A 17,263-nucleotide genomic window follows, 5' to 3' on the forward strand; every position below is an offset into this window, starting at 1 on the left:
CACCTGCCACAGCGCCGGCAAGACACCAGCGGCTAGCAGCAGCGGGTACCGGAAACCCGCTAGGGTCAGGAGCCACCCGGGAAGGCCCGTCCAGGTTGCTCGCTGGTCACGTCGGAACTCCACCGTGGGGGAATCGGCAGACTGCAGCCCTGGGTTGATCGTCAGCCCTGCACCCGTTGCTGGGGTCTGCGGTGGGGGCTTGCGGACGTGGGAGAGAGGAGCGGCTCGTCCGTCCTGGCCACCATGACGACGGCGGCGACGAGCGGCAACGCCTGCAGGGCTGCCTCGAGGGGGGTGAAGAGGATGACCCAGCGGACGTCGTACAGCACGAAGACGCTTACGATGGTCAGCCAGGGCCCCGGGCGGCCCCTCCGCAGGACGTCGGCGGCCAGGCACGCCACGGCGACCGTGGCCAGGTAGTAGTCCCAGGACTGCGGGTCGAGCCCGAGTCGTGCCGCCACCGCCACGAACGGGACCAGGTGTGCTCGGCCGCGCGCCACGGCCAGGCCGGCCAGCCCGAAGGCCACAGCGAACTGCAGCGGACGGACCCAGTCCGGGAAACTCTCGCCGGCCAGTCCGACGAGGGCTAGTGGTGACTCGTCCCAGACGCGCAGGCTGAAGGAACTGAGCGCGGAGAGGGTCCCCGGTGCGGCGATGAGGAACGGCGCCCACCACAGGACCGCGACGAGTCCTCCGACCACCACGCGCAGGCCACGGATGCGGACCGGGCCGCCGAAGGCGCCCGCCAGCGGGAGGAACCCCACGGCCCACGGCTTGCCCGCGGCAGCGATCCCCAGCAGGACTGTGGCGAGCCACGGGGTTGACGGGTCGGTGCGTGTTCTGTTCCAGGACAGCACCACACAGGTCACAGCGATGGCGAGGACGTCCTCGACGTGGGTGAAGTCGGCGACGACCCGCCACCAGTAGATCGATGCGAAGAGCCCACCCGCCAGCACCGTGAGCTGGGTGTGGACGGCGGACGGCGTGAGGGAACCCGCCGCCCGTTCGAGGAGTCGGCAGCTGAGCGCGAGACACGACCCGAGCAGCAGCACGACGACCGGCTGTCCGATTCGCGGGTCGAGCAGCGCGAGGGGGAGCGCCAGGAGGACCGCGGGCGGTCCGATCTGAGTCTCGGGTGACACCGCGTACAGGCTCAGGGGCGCGTCGCCGGTCTGCCCGGCCAGGATGCGGGCTGCGTCGCGGAAGTAGTTCCAGTCGGTGAGCTCGCCCGTGGTGTGCAGGTGCCACAGCCCGGGCACGGTGCCCGCCAGCAGGAGGACGACGAAGCGCAGCCGCAGCACCACGTTGACCCACCTGGTCACGGGTTGCGTCGAGGCGGCGGGGAACGTCGTCATGCGTTGATCATCGGTAACGCAGCCGCTGCTCTGAATGTGCCGGCGTCATGCCGTGCGTGGTCCGGCGTTCCTCCGCGGCGTGCGCAAGCGTGAGACCGCGGGGCCCAGGAGCACAGCTCCGAGGACCACCGGGAGCAGGGAGGCCTGGATCACAGCGACCTGCCAGTCGTTGGGGACGAGCCACCGGGCGTCGTAGACGAGCAGGACCACGGTGATCGTCGCCCACGGCATCCTACGTCCACGCACAGCCAGGTCGGCTCCCACGGTCGCGACCGCTAGCACGGCGAAGTAGTAGTCGTAGTTCTGCGCCTCGAGCGACACCCTGACCGCGACCGCGAAGGCGATCCCCGCCAGCACGAGGCGACATTGGACCGCGAAGAGGACCAGGAGCGCTCCGACACCGATCTGGAGGGGACGCAGCCAGGACGGGACCTGGCCACCGACGTCGAGCAGCGACAACGGTGCGGTACTGCTGACGTAGATGTGAAACCCGGACAGGGCGTCGACCGTCCCAGGGGCCCCCAGTACGAAGGGCAGCCAGGGCAGGGCAGCGGTGGACGCCGCGATCGCGGGAGCGAGGACGAGCCGTCGCCCCCGCGAACCCAGTAGGGCGACCGGCAGTAGTGCCAGCCCCCAAGGTTTCGCGCCCGCGGCGATGCCCAGGAGGACGGCGCTGGAGACCCACCGCCCCGCGACACCGGCGCGGACAGCAGCGCAGGCCGCGAGGAGGAGCAGGACGTCGTCCGGGTGGACGTAGCGACCGAAGGCGCTGGGCCACAGCAAGAGGCACGCAGCGCCTGCGGTGAACACCAGCACGGGGCGGCTGTCATCGCGGCCGAGGTGTTCGTCGGCGGCGCCCTCCAGGAGATGCAGGCACAGCGGGAGGGCGAGGGCGGAGATCGCGGCGATGGTGGTCACCGCGAGGTGCTGCGGCAACCAGAGGACGACCGGGGTGAGCGCCGCGAGTGGCACGGGTCCGATCTGGACCGTCGGAACGTCCCGATAAAGGTCCAGCGGGCCCGTGGCGAGGGTGGGCCCGGCGAAGAACAGGTTCGGGGCGACGTCGCCGGAGTGCCCGGTGAACACCAGGGCGGCCATTCGAAAGAAGGTGAAGTCGGAGCCGGCGCCGAAGGACACCGACGTCTTCACGCCGATCACGACCGCGGCTACGGTCAGGACGGCGAAGCGGTGCCGGATCAGGAACTCAGCACGTCCAGCCCCCGGACTCAGACGCACGGCTTCTCGGACAAACCGGTCGATGGCGTGTAGTAGACCTTCTCGCCCACCAAGGGATCCCCAGCCAAACAGAAGTTGCGACCGTCCGCCGACACGATGCGGACGTCGTTGAACCCGTCCTTGGCGACAGTCAGCTGGGACCGGTCAGTTGTGAAACCGCCGTACAGCGCGTGGAAGTTCTGCTCACCGGCGGCCACGTCGTCGATCTCCTGCACGAGGTCCTCACGGACGAAGGTCAGGACCTTGGTGGAGACGGTCGGGTAGGCGAGGTACCCACCGACGCCCAAGACGACCAGCAGTCCGAGAGTCGTGATCCGGGTCAGGGTTCGGCGCCGCCTCCGGCGTCGCTTGCGGGCTGCCTCAGGGGCCTCGGTCTGTCCGGCCATCGACCGTCGGTACTGGCCGGCCGGGTCGAACGTAGGCGCGCGTTTGACCGGACGGAAGAACTCGTCACCTGCGGTCTCCTGCTGTTCCATCAGCATCTCCTCCCGTCACTCGTCCTTGACATCATCGACACCTGGTGCGAGACCTTGACGGTCAGACGCGGGCCTGCTCGCTGAAGACGTGTCGGACGCTGAGAACCAGGGCGATGCCTTGACGTCGGTGGGTTCTTCGCGGAGGACCAGCGGATCGGTCGCTAGTGGTCTGGTGTGAAAGTTCGTGATCAAGCAGGGGTGCTCTGCCAGGTGAAAGTGACCGGACGAAGCGATCTGTTGCGGCGTTCAGCCCAGGCTTGAACCATCGCGTCGCAGTCATCGGTGCCCTCGAAGACTCCGTGACGCAGGACCTGGCGAACGCAGATCCCGAACACTGATTCGATCGGATTGACCCATGAGGCGTGCACGGGAGTGTGAACGACCGTGACCCCCGGATGCTCGGTGAGCCACTGTCGGGTGTGTTTGCTGGTGTGGGCGGACCCGTTGTCCATGACCAGGGTGAAGACCGGACCGTGCTCGGCCTGGAGGTTCTTGAGCAGATCGGTGAACGCTGCGGAGTCCATCCGCGCGGTGGCGCGCCGCATCGAGACAGCGCCGGTGGCGACGTCCTGGACGCCGTACCAGGAGATCGTCCCGCGCCGGACGTACTCGAACTCGCGGCGGGTGCGTCCCTGCCGATCGCGGGTGTCGGCGCAGACGGGGGTTCGGACGGAGAACGCGGTCTTCTCGTCCAGACTCAGTACCGGGTACGGGTCGAGCGCTGCGTTAGCGACGACGTGCTGTACGGCAGCTACTTTTGTGTCGAAGTCAGGGTCGGTGCGCCGATGGATCCAGCCGCGAACCTGGTGGACCTTCAGCTGCAGTCGGGTCAGGGTGCGGGTGACCCAGGAGGCCGTGACGCCCCAGTTGCGTTCACCCATCTCTGCCGCCAGGGCGGCGTGGGTCCACAAGGCCGCCGGCGAGGGAGGTTGAGAGGTGGCCAGGGTGATGAGGTCGCGGACGGCGGTGTCGTCGTAGAGCAGTGGCCGGCCACTGCGTTCAGCGTCCTGCAGGCCGTCTACGCCTGCCGCGGCGACTCGGCGGGTCCACTTGCGGACGGTGGTGGGGCTGACGGTGAAGGTGTCGGCGACGGTACGGACTTCACCACCGCTGTCGTGCAGGGCCAGGACCCATCGGGCGCGGTCTGCGTGGCGTTGTTGGCTGGTGGGTCCGGTGGCGATCTTCGTCAACGCTGCCCGCGTAGCATCGTCGAGGCGCGGCATCGTCGGCAGAAGCATTCCCATGCACACCGACGGTGCCGTGTCGTTGATCACGGACCGGGTAGCGACTTGTGGACCTGTTGCGGCAGTTCAGTGATCATGAACTTTCGCACCAGACCACTAGGTCGCGCTCGACGAGGAGCACCCGTTCATTCCCGCGGCTACGGCGTCGAGTCCCCCTCGATCTGGGTGCTGGCTGCCTTGACCCGCTGGTTCAGGAACACCGGGATGACGGCGGCCACGATGGCCGGGAACGCTCAGCCCGCTCCGGCGATGCCGAGGCCGATGAGGACCTCGCCCGGGTGGGCGTCCTCGGATGGGCGACGAGCTACAGCGGCGCCAGCTGGGCGTCCAGAAGGGTGGTGTGTTCCCGGACTGAGGTGTGCCGCCGAACTGGGGTGTGCTGCCCAATCGCGAGGGCGTGCCGGCGGAACGCGGGGTGGGCAGGACTCTTCGCAGGGGTGGAGCGAGGACCTGCGGTTGCCTCCGTGGCGAGGGTCCTCAGGGGATTCGGGCCTGTCCACGTCGTTCTAGCACGATCATCCGTGATGGTGCAGTTCTCCGAGGACCAGACAGGTCACGTGCAGGCGGTACTGCTGAATCCGGCAGCAGCGGAGTAGAACAACGCCGTCCGTGTCTCCTCGTCGAAGGCGCCGGCGCAGAACCCAGAATCGTCCGCTCGGACGATCGCGAGGTCCCCGTCCGGTTCTCTCATTCGAAGGTCCGAGAGCTGCGTCGTGTAGCTCCCGTGCGCGGTCTTCCACACGCTCTGCGCGGAGGCCACCTGCTGCAACTGTTCCCGCAGGCTCGTCGCGGCGCTGGACGCTCGGTCCTTGAGGACGACGGGAAGGGTGACGGCGCTCGCCAGTCCGAGCACGATCAGCACCCCGGCGCCCACGACGGCGGCGCGGTGCGGTCGTCGACCCGGGTACGGGGGATCGGGGCGGGTGGGGGTCTCCACGTACAGGCTCACACGCGGTCTCCTCTCCCTGGTCCAGCGCCGGCGGGGGTCGCTCTGGCGTTGCCCAGGAGTGATCGGGCGCGGCGCCTGCGCGACTGAGGTCCGGAGCCTGCGGGCCACCCGGACGCGCATCCCACTCCACCGTCCGGCCCAACGGGCGCCCCCGCAGGCTGGGCGCAGGGTGATCGCCGGGACACCCGGACGCCACCCGTGCGGACGGGACGGGGGCAGTTCGCTCGGTAGGATGCATCAGCTACACCCGCGCCCGTTCCCGGTCGCCGGGTGATCGACGGACAACGAGATGGACTGAGAGACGACGTGGCATCGACGAACGACCTGAAGAACGGCACCGTGCTGAACCTCGACGGCAACCTCTGGGCCGTGGTCGAGTTCCAGCACGTGAAGCCCGGCAAGGGCGGGGCCTTCGTCCGGACCAAGCTCAAGAACGTCCTCTCCGGCAAGGTCGTGGACCGCACCTTCAACGCAGGCTCCAAGGTGGAAACGGCGACGGTCGACAAGCGCGACATGCAGTACCTGTACAAGGACGGCGAGGACTACGTCTTCATGGACTCCGCCACCTACGACCAGCTCTACGTCAGCGCGACCACCGTCGGTGACGCCGCCAACTACATGCTCGAGTCCACCGAGGCCATGGTCGCGACGCACGAGGGCACCCCCCTCTACGTCGAGCTGCCGGCGTCGGTCGTCCTCGAGATCACCTACACCGAGCCCGGCCTGCAGGGTGACCGCTCCACCGGTGGCACCAAGCCCGCGACGGTGGAGACGGGCTACGAGATCCAGGTCCCGCTGTTCCTCGAGACCGGCACCAAGGTCAAGGTGGACACCCGCTCGGGCGACTACCTCGGCCGCGTCAACGACTGATGGCTGCCCGCCGCAAGGCACGCACGCGCGCGCTGGAGGTCCTCTTCGAGGCCGACCAGCGCGGGCTGGCACCCCTGGACGTCCTCAAGGACAAGATCGTCCGCGCCGACCCGCCCGTGGGCGAGTACGCGGTCACCCTCGTCGAGGGCGTCGTCGCCCAGCAGGCCCGCATCGACGAGATCCTCTCGACGTACTCGATGGGCTGGACGATCGACCGGATGCCGGCGGTCGACCGCGCGATGCTCCGCATCGGGGTCTGGGAGATCCTGCACGCCCCCGACGTCCCCGACCACGTGGCCGTCAGCGAGGCCGTGGAGATCGCGCAGGACCTCTCGACGGACGAGTCCCCGAAGTTCGTGAACGGGCTCCTGGCCCGGATCGCGGAGCTCAAGGAGACCCTCTCCGCCTGAGTGGGTGGGCGTGCTGGAGGGGGATCGTTGCCTCCCCGATGACGTAGAGCGTCATCGGGGAGGCAACGATCCCCCTCCGCGTCAGCCGACCCGTCGGGCCGCGACAGCGAGGGTCGTGCCCAGTTGCCGGAGGAACCCGTCCAGGTCGGCGAGGACGTCGGCGGGGGCGATGGAGACGAGCAGGATCCCGGCTTCCGCGTAGGCCCGCTGCTTCGTCTGGGTACGCCGGATGTCGTGGGGCGTCGAGTGCCAACGGATCCCGTCGACCTCGAGCGCGACGCCGAGCTCAGGCCAGTACGCGTCGGCCTCGCCGACGACCAGGCCGTTCACGACCACCGTCTCGTTCCAGAGCGGCTGCGGCAGGCCGGACGCCGAGATCGCACGGAGGACGGTCGCCTCCGCGGTGCTCCTGACCCCGGCCGACACCTCGCTCAGGACGAGACGGGCGTCGGCGGTGCGTTGCGTCGGTCCGTCGAGGACCTCCTCCCTCAACTCCTCCACCGTGCAGCGCCGCTGGTGCAGGGTCGCGCCGAAGATCTCGCGGATGCGCTCGAGGTCGGCGCCGTGCCGGGCGGCGTCAGCAGCGGCTCGCGCGGGAGGGACGACGGGGAGGCCGCGTCTGACGCTGACCACGGGTTCGCGCTGGGTGCGTTCGACGGTGACAAATCCCGTGGACAGGCGTTTCCGGGTCCACGGGATGAGCACGAGGATCTGGTCCCCGATGACGATCCGTTCGCCGGTGACGCCCAGGACCTCGAGCGCGTGCTCTCCGCTCAGGACCGCGGCCGGACCGCAGTAGGCCAGGGCGCCGAGGCGTCGTTGACGCCGTGACAGCGTGCCGCGGTGGCCGGCGACGACGCCGGGGAGGACACGCTGCCAGGGGCCTCTGCTCGCCCACCGCGCGATGGTCTTGATCGGCATCCCCAACGCCCTCAGCTGCGCGTGCGTCGCGATGCGGTCGTTCTCCCGGAGGAGCGTTTCGACAGCGTCCGGGTCGAAAGTCCGTCGAGTCATGCCGAGGATGTTCGGGCGGCGCGACCGCCTACGTGTCGTGCGGCGGTGCCGGGTGTGGACGGTCGGGTGCTCAGAGCGGCTGTGGAGACGCCGTCGTCACCCCTCCGGTGGGATCGTTGCCTCCCCGGTGACGTCTAGTGGCCTCGGGGAGGCAACGATCCCACCCCCGGGCGCCGACAACGCCGAACGGCCCGGCCCCCACGAGGGGACCGGGCCGTCGGCGTTCGGGTGGGATCAGCCGTGCTCGACGGCGCGACGCGCGTCGGCGTTGAGCACGCCCCAGGCGATGAACTCGTCGCACAACGTCGTCGCGGGGACGTCGTAGATGACGGCGAGGGTGCGGAGGTCGTCGGCGCGGATCGAGAGGACCCGGCCGTTGTAGTCGCCACGCTGGGACTGGATGGTCTTCGCGTAGCGGTCGAGGGGGCCGGCCTTCTCGGCGGGGACCTCCTGGAGACGCTCGAGGTCGAGCACGAGCCGCGGCGGCGGCTCGGAGCTGCCCTGCGGGGCGCCTTCGGGAAGCAGAGCCGAGACGGGGACTCCGTAGAAGTCCGCGAGTTCTGCCAGTCGCTGAACGGTCACTGCACGGTCGCCACGTTCGTAAGAACCGACGACGACAGCCTTCCACCGTCCCTCGGACTTCTCTTCGACGCCGTGCAGGGACAGACCCTGTTGAGTACGGATGGCGCGAAGGCGCGATCCGAGTGCGCGGGAGTAGTCCGATGCCATACGAGAATCGTCACGGAGCGTGAACGTCTTCGTCAAGCTGACCTGCCGTTTCCCACCCTGTTCTCAGAGATTCACCACTCTCTCGGCACTCCAGCCATTACTCCGTGTGAGCGTTTGACCCCGCAACGACAGCTCTCGGGAGTCGAGGCGCCCCCGCACGAGGACACCAGCCTGCTCCTGTAAGGTCCCCGGTGACCAGCACCCACCGTCACGACGAGGTGGGGAGCCGGTGAAGACGTCCTTTAAGGATCCGTCCAGTGAGGCGGGGAAGGAGGTCGCAGTGAGCGCTGCCCATGACCAGGCAGACCCGTCCGCGCAGGGCAGGGTGCTCCTCGAAGGAGCCGACATCTCCCGTGCCGTGTCGCGCATCGCGCACGAGCTGCTGGAGACCAACAGGGGTGCGGACGATCTCGTCCTGCTCGGCATCCCCACCCGCGGGGTCCCCCTCGCGAAGCGACTGGCGGCCAGGCTGGCCGAGGTCGAGGGACGCACCGTCCCGACCGGCTCCCTCGACGTCACGATGTACCGCGACGACCTGCGCCGCCACCCCACCCGCGAGCTGCTCCCCACGGAGCTGCCGGCCGGCGGGATCGACGACAAGGTCGTGGTCCTCGTCGACGACGTCCTCTACTCCGGGCGGACCATCCGTGCCGCCCTCGACGCGCTCAACGACCTCGGCCGCCCCCGTGCGGTCCGGCTCGCCGTCCTCGTCGACCGCGGTCACCGCGAGCTGCCGATCCGCGCCGACCACGTCGGCAAGAACCTCCCGACGTCCTCGACCGAGCGCGTCAGCGTCCTGCTGAGCGAGCTCGACGGCCGCGACGCGGTCATGATCACGGGAGGCCTCCAGTGACCATGCGCCACCTGCTCTCCGCCGCCGACCTCGACCGCGACGCCGCCGTCCGCGTCCTCGACGTCGCCGAGGAGATGGCCGCCACCCAGCGCCGGGAGATCAAGAAGCTCCCCACGCTGCGCGGACGGACGGTCGTGAACCTCTTCTTCGAGGACTCCACCCGCACCCGCACGTCGTTCGAGGCCGCCGCGAAGCGCCTCAGCGCCGACGTCATCAACTTCTCCGCCAAGGGCTCCAGCGTCTCCAAGGGCGAGAGCCTCAAGGACACCGCGCTGACGCTGGAGGCCATGGGCGCCGACGCCGTCGTCGTCCGGCACGGCTCCTCCGGCGCCCCGCACCGGCTCGCGCACGCGGGCTGGACGAAGGGTGCGGTCGTCAACGCCGGGGACGGCACCCACGAGCACCCCACCCAGGCCCTGCTCGACGCGTACACGATGCGTCGCCACCTCCGCGCCGGCACGGGCGACCTGCAGGGCGCGAAGGTCGTCATCGTCGGCGACGTCCTGCACTCCCGGGTCGCCCGCTCCAACGTCCTGCTGCTGCACACCCTCGGCGCGCAGGTCACCCTCGTCGCTCCGCCGACGCTGCTGCCCGTCGGGATCGAGGACTGGCCGTGCGCCTCCTCCCACGACCTCGACGCGACCCTGCGCGCGGCCGATCCCGACGCGGTGATGATGCTGCGGGTGCAGGCCGAGCGGATGGACGCCTCCCAGGGGTCGTTCTTCCCCTCCGCGCGGGAGTACAGCCGCCGCTACGGCCTCGCCCGCAAGCGGCTCGAACTGCTCAACGACCACGCCATCGTGATGCACCCGGGCCCGATGAACCGCGGGCTGGAGATCTCCGCCGAGGCGGCCGACTCGGCCCGCTCCACCATCGTCGAGCAGGTCGGCAACGGCGTCGCGGTGCGGATGGCCGTCCTCTACCTGTTGCTGGCCGGCGAACTCCCGGGAGGGGACGCGTGAACACCACGATCATCCGCAACGTGAGACCGCTGGGCGGCGAGGCGAGCGACCTGCTGCTGCGCGACGGCCGCATCGCCGCGATCGGGCCGGGCCTGAGCGCCGAGGGCGCCACGGTGCTCGACGCCACGGGGCTCATCGCGCTGCCGGGTCTCGTCGACCTGCACACCCACCTGCGCGAACCCGGTCGCGAGGACGCCGAGACCGTCGAGTCCGGCACCCGCAGCGCGGCCCGCGGCGGCTACACCAGCGTCTTCGCGATGGCCAACACCTTCCCCGTCGCCGACACCGCCGGGGTCGTCGAGCAGGTCCAGCGCCTCGGCGAGGAGGCCGGCTGGGTCGACGTCCGTCCCGTCGGCGCCGTCACGGTCGGTCTCGCCGGGCAGCAGCTCGCCGAACTCGGCGCCATGGCCGACTCCCGTGCGGGGGTCCGGGTCTTCTCCGACGACGGGCACTGCGTCTCCGACGCCGTCCTGATGCGCCGGGCCCTGGAGTACGTCAAGGCGTTCGACGGCGTCATCGCCCAGCACGCCCAGGAACCGCGCCTCACCGAGGGCGCGCAGATGAACGAGGGCACCGTGAGCGCCGTCCTCGGCCTGCGCGGCTGGCCGAGCGTGGCCGAGGAGGCGATCATCGCCCGCGACGTGCTGCTCGCCGACCACGTCGGCTCGCGCCTGCACGTCTGCCACCTCTCCACCAAGGGCTCCGTCGACATCGTCCGCTGGGCCAAGGCGCGCGGGGTCCAGGTCACGGCCGAGGTCACCCCCCACCACCTGCTGCTCACCGACGAACTCGTCCGGGGCTACGACCCGGTCTACAAGGTCAACCCGCCGCTGCGCACCCAGGCCGACGTCGAGGCCGTCCGCGAGGGTCTGGCCGACGGGACGATCGACGTCGTCGCCACCGACCACGCCCCGCACCCGGTCGAGGCCAAGGACTGCGAGTGGTCCGCCGCGGCCATGGGGATGACGGGGCTGGAGACCGCGCTGAGCGTCGTGCAGCACACGATGGTCGACTCCGGCCTCATCGGCTGGGACACCCTCGCCGACCGGATGTCGTTCGCGCCCGCGCGGATCGGCCGCCTCGCCACCCACGGTCAGCCGATCGCCGTCGGCAGCGCCGCGAACCTCGTGCTGCTCGACCCGGCCGCCCGCTGGACCGTCGACCCGGCCGCGATGGCCACCGCCGGTCGGAACTCGCCGTTCCGGGACATGGAGCTCCCCGGTCAGGTCGTCGCCACGTTCCTGCGCGGGCGCGCGACCGTCCTCGGTTCCCAGCTGGTGGACGCGTGAAGATCATCGCGGTGATCGTCCTCGTCGCGGCGCTGCTCGTGCTGTGGCGGATGATGTTCATGGGCTACCGCGGTCGTGCGTTGCGCCAGCGGCGCGACCTGCCGCGCCCGGTCGGGGCCAGGGACTGGAAGGCCATGAGCCGCTCCGTCGAGGGGATCTACGTCTCCACGACCGACGCGGAGAACGCCCTGGACCGGATCGCCGCCCACGGGCTCGGCAGCCGCAGCGCGGTGCAGCTGGGCTTCGTCGAGGAGGGCATCGGGTTCCTGCGCCAGGGCGCGCGCTCGTTCGTCGTCCCGATCGGAGACGTCCTCGGCGTCGGCCACGGGCCGGGCATGGTCGGCAAGTGGATCGGCAAGGAGAAGGGGCTCATCGTCCTCCGCTGGAAGCTGGGGGACAGGGTCGTCGACACGGGAGTGAAACCGCGACACCCCGCCGAGGGTGCGGCGTTCGCGGAGCAGGTGGAGGAACTCGTGCGCAAGCACAAGAACACGAAGAACCCCGGAGGTGCCCAGTGAGCGACCGCGTTCCCGCCGTGCTCGTCCTCGAGGACGGCCGCACGTTCCACGGACAGGCCTACGGCCGCGTGGGTCAGACCGTCGGTGAGGCGGTGTTCTCCACCGGCATGACCGGCTACCAGGAGACGCTGACCGACCCCAGCTACCACCGCCAGGTCGTCGTCATGACCGCCCCGCACGTCGGGAACACCGGCTACAACGACGAGGACCAGGAGTCGGGCCGGATCTGGGTCGCCGGCTACGTCGTCCGCGACCCCGCGCGCACCCCCTCGAACTGGCGCTCGCAGCGCGGTCTCGGCGAGGAGCTCGACGCCCAGGGGGTCGTCGGGATCTCCGGGGTCGACACCCGCGCGCTGACCCGGCACCTGCGCGAACGCGGCGCGATGAAGGTCGGGGTGTTCTCCGGCGACGCCGCCGCGAAGTCGCCCGCGGAACTGCTGCAGGCCGTGCACGACGCCCCCGACATGGAGGGCACCGACCTCGCCTCGCTGGTCAGCACCGACGCGGACTACGTCGTGCCGGCCGTGGGGGAGCGGCGGTTCTCCGTCACCGCCGTCGATCTCGGCATCAAGTCGATGACCCCGCACCGCCTCGCGGAACGCGGGATCGACGTGACCGTCGTGCCCTCGACCGTGACCCTGGAGCAGGTGCTGACCTCCGGGCCGGACGGGAGCGCCCCCGACGGGGTGTTCTTCTCCAACGGCCCGGGCGACCCGGCCGCCGCGACCCACGAGATCGAGGTCCTGCAGGGGGTGCTGGAGCGCCGGATCCCGTTCTTCGGGATCTGCTACGGCAACCAGCTCCTCGGTCGTGCGCTCGGGTTCGGGACCTACAAGCTCAAGTACGGCCACCGCGGGATCAACCAGCCGGTGATGGACCTCACGACCCGCAAGGTCGAGGTCACCGCGCACAACCACGGTTTCGCCGTGGACGGAACCGCCGGGGAGGTTCGCGACACCCCCTACGGGCGGGCCGAGGTGAGCCACGTCGGGCTCAACGACGGCGTCGTCGAGGGGCTGCGCTGCCTGGACGCGCCGGCGTTCTCCGTGCAGTACCACCCGGAGGCGGCGGCCGGTCCGCACGACGCCTCCTACCTGTTCGACCGGTTCGTCGACCTCATGGCGAACCCGGTGCACGACGACCACGAGAAGGACGCCTGATGCCCCGTCGCACCGATCTGAAGTCGGTCCTCGTCATCGGGTCCGGGCCCATCGTCATCGGCCAGGCCGCCGAGTTCGACTACTCCGGGACCCAGGCCTGCCGCGTGCTGCGCGCCGAGGGGCTGCGCGTCATCCTGGTGAACTCCAACCCGGCGACGATCATGACCGACCCGGAGATGGCCGACGCGACCTACGTCGAGCCGATCACCCCCTCCGTGGTCGAGGCGATCATCGCCAAGGAACGTCCCGACGCGGTGCTGGCGACCCTCGGGGGCCAGACCGCGCTGAACACCGCGATCGCGCTCTACGAGAACGGCGTCCTCGAGAAGTACGGCGCCGAGCTCATCGGCGCCGACGTCGACGCCATCAAGCTCGGCGAGGACCGCCAGCTGTTCAAGGGCGTCGTCGAACGTTGCGGTGCGGAGTCCGCGCGCAGCCACCTCTGCCACTCGATGGACGAGGTCCTCGCCGGAGCGGCCGACCTCGGCTACCCCGTCGTCGTGCGCCCCAGCTTCACCATGGGCGGGCTGGGTTCGGGTTTCGCCTACGACGAGAACGACCTCCGGCGCATCGCCGGTCAGGGGCTGCACCACTCGCCCGTGACCGAGGTGCTCCTCGAGGAGTCGATCATGGGCTGGAAGGAGTACGAGCTCGAACTCATGCGCGACCGCGCCGACAACGTCGTGGTCGTCTGCTCGATCGAGAACTTCGACCCGATGGGCGTCCACACCGGCGACTCCATCACCGTCGCGCCCGCGATGACCCTCACCGACCGCGAGTACCAGCGGATGCGCGACATCGCGATCGCCGTCATCCGCGAGGTCGGCGTCGACACCGGCGGCTGCAACATCCAGTTCGCGGTGAACCCCGCCGACGGTCGCATCATCGTCATCGAGATGAACCCGCGGGTGTCGCGTTCCTCCGCGCTGGCGTCGAAGGCGACGGGGTTCCCCATCGCCAAGATCGCCGCCCGCCTCGCCGTCGGCTACACCCTCGACGAGATCCCGAACGACATCACCCGCTCGACCCCGGCGAGCTTCGAACCCTCCCTCGACTACGTCGTGGTCAAGGTCCCGCGGTTCGCGTTCGAGAAGTTCCCGGCCGCCGACCCCACGCTGACCACGACGATGAAGAGCGTCGGCGAGGCCATGGCGCTGGGCCGCAACTTCACCGAGGCGCTGCAGAAGGCGTTGCGCAGCACCGAGAAGCGCGGCGCGCAGTTCTCCTGGGCGGGTGACCCGGGGGACCGAGCGGATCTGCTGCGCCGCGCCGCGCAGCCCACCGACGAACGCATCGGGCTGGTCATGCAGGCCATCCGCGCGGGTGCGACCCCGGCGGAGCTGTTCGAGTCCACCCGGATCGACCCGTGGTTCCTGGACCAGCTGTTCCTGCTCGACGAGATCGCCGTCGAGGTCCGCGAGAGCGACGAACTCACCCCGGACCTGCTGCGTCACGCCAAGCGGCACGGGTTCTCGGACCTGCAGATCGGCGAACTGCGTCACCTGCCCGAGGACGTCGTCCGCGGCGTCCGGCACGCGCTGGGGATCCGGCCCGTCTTCAAGACCGTCGACACCTGCGCCGCCGAGTTCGCGGCGAGCACGCCGTACCACTACTCCAGCTACGACGAGGAGGACGAGACCCGCCCCCGCGAGAAGGAGGCGATCCTCATCCTCGGCTCGGGCCCCAACCGCATCGGGCAGGGCGTGGAGTTCGACTACTCCTGCGTGCACGCGAGCTTCGCGCTGCGCGACGCCGGGTACGAGACCGTCATGGTCAACTGCAACCCCGAGACGGTGTCCACGGACTACGACACCTCCGACCGGTTGTACTTCGAACCCCTCACCCTCGAGGACGTCCTCGAGGTCGTGCACGCCGAGATGCGCTGCGGCCCGGTCAAGGGCGTCATCGTGCAGCTCGGCGGACAGACCCCGCTGGGCCTCGCCGCGAAGCTCGAGGAGGCGGGTGTCCCGATCATCGGGACCTCGCCGCAGGCCATCGACCTCGCCGAGGAGCGCGGCGCCTTCGGCCAGGTGCTGGAACGCGCCGGGCTGGTCGCCCCGAAGCACGGGACGGCGTCGAGCTTCCCGGGCGCCAAGGCGATCGCCGCCGAGATCGGCTACCCCGTCCTCGTCCGCCCGAGCTACGTCCTCGGTGGCCGCGGGATGCAGATCGTCTACGACGAGGCCTCCCTCGAGGAGTACATGCGGACCGCGACCGAGGTGTCGCCGGAACGGCCCGTGCTCGTCGACCGGTTCCTCGACGACGCCATCGAGATCGATGTGGACGCGTTGTTCGACGGCGAGGAGATGTACCTCGGCGGGATCATGGAGCACATCGAGGAGGCCGGCATCCACTCCGGCGACTCGGCCTGCGTCATCCCGCCCGCGACGCTCGGCAACTCCGAACTCGCCCGGGTCCGCACCGCGACCGAGGCCATCGCCCGCGGGGTGGGGGTGCGGGGTCTGCTCAACGTGCAGTTCGCCCTCGCCGCCGACATCCTCTACGTCCTCGAGGCGAACCCGCGGGCCTCGCGCACCGTGCCGTTCGTCTCCAAGGCCACCGGGGTCGCGCTGGCCAAGGCCGCCGCGCGGTTGATGGCGGGCACCTCGATCCGGGACCTGCGGGCCGAGGGTCTGCTGCCCTCCCGAGGCGACGGTGGGCTGCTGCCGGCGGACTCGCCGGTGTCGGTGAAGGAAGCGGTGCTGCCGTTCGCGCGGTTCCGCACCGCCGAGGGCGTCGTCGTCGACTCCCTGCTCGGGCCGGAGATGCGCTCGACCGGTGAGGTCATGGGCATCGACGTCGACTTCCCGACGGCGTTCGGGAAGTCGCAGACCGCCGCCTACGGCGGGCTGCCGACCGAGGGGACCGCGTTCATCTCGGTCGCCGACCGGGACAAGCGCGCGATGATCTTCCCGATCAAGCGCCTCGCCGACCTCGGGTTCACCCTGGTCGCCACCGAGGGCACCGCGCAGGTGCTGCGTCGCAACGGGATCGCCTCCACCGTGGTGCGCAAGCTCACCGAGGGCGTCGGGGAGGACGGGGAACCCACGATCGTCGGGCGCATCGGGGACGGCGAGATCTCGATGGTCGTCAACACCCCCTCCGGCAACCAGGCCCGCGCCGACGGCTACGAGATCCGCGCCGCCGCCACCGCGGTCGGGGCGCCGATCATCACGACGATCCAGGAGCTCTCCGCTGCGGTGCAGGCCATCGAGGCCTACCGCAACGGCGGCGGGCGGAACGTCGCGTCGCTGCAGGAGCACACCGCGCGGCTCGTCGCCGCCTGGGACGGGTTCCGCGCGTGAGGCCGACGGCGCGCTTCGGGGAGCGCCTCGCCGCGGCGATGGCCGCGCACGGTCCGCTGTGCGCGGGCATCGACCCGCACGCCCCGCTGCTCGCGGCGTGGGGACTGAGCGACGACGCCGCGGGCGTCGAACGGTTCGGCCGCACGGTCGTCGAGGCGCTCGCCGGGAACGTCGCCTGCGTCAAACCGCAGGCGGCGTTCTTCGAACGGCACGGCTCCCGCGGGGTGGCCGCGCTGGAACGTGTCGTCGCCGACGCCCGCGCGGCCGGTCTGCTGACGATCGTCGACGCCAAGCGCGGGGACATCGGCTCGACCATGGCCGCCTACGCCGACGCGTTCGTGGGCGACTCGCCGCTGGCCGGGGACGCCGTCACGGTCTCGCCCTACCTGGGGTTCGGGTCGTTGCGCCCGGTCCTGGACCTGGCCTTGGCGAACGGCCGGGGCGTCTTCGTGCTGGCGCTCACCTCGAACGCGGAGGGGGCCGGCGTCCAGCACGCGCTCGGTCACGACGGTCGCTCCGTCGCCCGGGCCGTCGCGGAGTCCGCGGCGCGGGAGAACTCCGGTGCGTCGCCCTTCGGTGACGTCGGTCTCGTCGTCGGCGCGACCGTGGGTTCCGCCGTGGAGGACCTGGGCATCGACCTCGACGCCGTGAACGGTCCGCTGCTGGCCCCCGGGGTCGGCGCGCAGGGTGCGACCGCGCAGGACCTGCAGCGGGTGTTCGGCCATGGGCGCCGGTTGGTGCTCGCGTCCAGTTCGCGGGAGGTCCTGCAGGCCGGACCCGACGTGACGGCCCTGCGCGACGCGGCCCGTCGCAGCGCGGACGCGGTCGGAGCGGCGCTGGCCCGCTAGCCGCGGCACCACCGCTCACTACGATGGACGGGTGCTCCTGCGACA

At 70.5% G+C, this 17,263-nt stretch carries 16 protein-coding genes; 9 read left to right on the plus strand and 7 right to left on the minus strand.

Annotation, left to right across the window (positions count from 1 at the left end; translation table 11 throughout):
• Positions 1-161: 161 nt before the first annotated feature.
• The 5 genes from OG218_RS24900 to OG218_RS24920 all read right to left on the minus strand — a co-directional run bounded on the left by OG218_RS24900 (position 162) and on the right by OG218_RS24920 (position 5,260).
• Positions 162-1,355 (minus strand): hypothetical protein, encoded by a 1,194-nt coding sequence (locus OG218_RS24900; protein WP_328295903.1) that lies wholly within the window; start codon positions 1,353-1,355, stop codon positions 162-164.
• Between the two features lie 45 nt (positions 1,356-1,400).
• Positions 1,401-2,591, minus strand: a complete 1,191-nt coding sequence (locus OG218_RS24905; protein WP_328295904.1) for a glycosyltransferase 87 family protein — start codon at positions 2,589-2,591, stop codon at positions 1,401-1,403.
• The gene (locus OG218_RS24910; protein ID WP_328295905.1) at positions 2,582-3,067 is read right to left on the minus strand and encodes a hypothetical protein; all 486 of its coding nucleotides are present in this window, start codon (positions 3,065-3,067) and stop codon (positions 2,582-2,584) included. The genes OG218_RS24905 and OG218_RS24910 overlap by 10 nt, the downstream gene beginning before the upstream one ends.
• A 188-nt stretch (positions 3,068-3,255) precedes the next feature.
• Positions 3,256-4,311 (minus strand): IS630 family transposase, encoded by a 1,056-nt coding sequence (locus tag OG218_RS24915; protein ID WP_328295906.1) that lies wholly within the window; start codon positions 4,309-4,311, stop codon positions 3,256-3,258.
• Positions 4,312-4,864: 553 nt separating this feature from the next.
• The gene (locus OG218_RS24920) at positions 4,865-5,260 is read right to left on the minus strand and encodes a hypothetical protein (protein WP_328295907.1); all 396 of its coding nucleotides are present in this window, start codon (positions 5,258-5,260) and stop codon (positions 4,865-4,867) included.
• Positions 5,261-5,566: 306 nt separating this feature from the next.
• Between OG218_RS24920 and efp the strand changes: the two genes are divergently transcribed.
• Both efp and nusB read left to right on the plus strand, forming a co-directional pair.
• Complete coding sequence (gene efp, locus OG218_RS24925) at positions 5,567-6,130, plus strand: elongation factor P (RefSeq protein WP_328295908.1); 564 nt, start codon at positions 5,567-5,569, stop codon at positions 6,128-6,130.
• Positions 6,130-6,540 carry a transcription antitermination factor NusB gene (gene nusB / locus OG218_RS24930; protein WP_328295909.1) on the plus strand — a complete coding sequence of 137 codons (411 nt, stop codon included), beginning with the start codon at positions 6,130-6,132 and terminating at the stop codon, positions 6,538-6,540. The genes efp and nusB overlap by 1 nt, the downstream gene beginning before the upstream one ends.
• Positions 6,541-6,621: 81 nt before the next feature.
• Here nusB and OG218_RS24935 read toward each other — a convergent pair whose 3' ends face one another.
• Positions 6,622-7,554, minus strand: coding sequence for a hypothetical protein (locus OG218_RS24935; protein WP_328295910.1), 933 nt, complete (start codon positions 7,552-7,554; stop codon positions 6,622-6,624).
• Between the two features lie 234 nt (positions 7,555-7,788).
• The gene (bldD, locus tag OG218_RS24940) at positions 7,789-8,283 is read right to left on the minus strand and encodes a transcriptional regulator BldD (RefSeq protein WP_106206055.1); all 495 of its coding nucleotides are present in this window, start codon (positions 8,281-8,283) and stop codon (positions 7,789-7,791) included.
• Positions 8,284-8,563: 280 nt separating this feature from the next.
• Between bldD and pyrR the strand changes: the two genes are divergently transcribed.
• The 7 genes from pyrR to pyrF are packed head-to-tail and all read left to right on the plus strand — an operon-like array spanning position 8,564 to position 17,218.
• Positions 8,564-9,136: a bifunctional pyr operon transcriptional regulator/uracil phosphoribosyltransferase PyrR gene (pyrR, locus tag OG218_RS24945; RefSeq protein WP_328295911.1), complete on the plus strand. Its 573-nt coding sequence runs from the start codon at positions 8,564-8,566 to the stop codon at positions 9,134-9,136.
• 2 nt (positions 9,137-9,138) lie between these two features.
• Positions 9,139-10,098 (plus strand): aspartate carbamoyltransferase catalytic subunit, encoded by a 960-nt coding sequence (locus OG218_RS24950; protein ID WP_328296293.1) that lies wholly within the window; start codon positions 9,139-9,141, stop codon positions 10,096-10,098.
• On the plus strand, positions 10,095-11,387 hold the full coding sequence (locus OG218_RS24955; RefSeq protein ID WP_328295912.1) for a dihydroorotase: 1,293 nt from the start codon (positions 10,095-10,097) through the stop codon (positions 11,385-11,387). Before OG218_RS24950 ends, OG218_RS24955 begins: the two co-directional genes overlap by 4 nt.
• Positions 11,384-11,905 carry a PH-like domain-containing protein gene (locus tag OG218_RS24960; RefSeq protein WP_328295913.1) on the plus strand — a complete coding sequence of 174 codons (522 nt, stop codon included), beginning with the start codon at positions 11,384-11,386 and terminating at the stop codon, positions 11,903-11,905. The genes OG218_RS24955 and OG218_RS24960 overlap by 4 nt, the downstream gene beginning before the upstream one ends.
• Positions 11,902-13,065 (plus strand): glutamine-hydrolyzing carbamoyl-phosphate synthase small subunit, encoded by a 1,164-nt coding sequence (gene carA / locus OG218_RS24965; RefSeq protein ID WP_328295914.1) that lies wholly within the window; start codon positions 11,902-11,904, stop codon positions 13,063-13,065. Before OG218_RS24960 ends, carA begins: the two co-directional genes overlap by 4 nt.
• Entirely contained in the window at positions 13,065-16,370 is a 3,306-nt protein-coding gene (carB, locus tag OG218_RS24970; protein WP_328295915.1) for a carbamoyl-phosphate synthase large subunit, read from the plus strand. The genes carA and carB overlap by 1 nt, the downstream gene beginning before the upstream one ends.
• Positions 16,367-17,218: an orotidine-5'-phosphate decarboxylase gene (pyrF, locus tag OG218_RS24975; RefSeq protein WP_328295916.1), complete on the plus strand. Its 852-nt coding sequence runs from the start codon at positions 16,367-16,369 to the stop codon at positions 17,216-17,218. The genes carB and pyrF overlap by 4 nt, the downstream gene beginning before the upstream one ends.
• Positions 17,219-17,263: the final 45 nt, after the last annotated feature.

It is taken from the genome of Kineococcus sp. NBC_00420 (assembly GCF_036021035.1).
In the GTDB taxonomy this organism is placed as follows: domain Bacteria; phylum Actinomycetota; class Actinomycetes; order Actinomycetales; family Kineococcaceae; genus Kineococcus.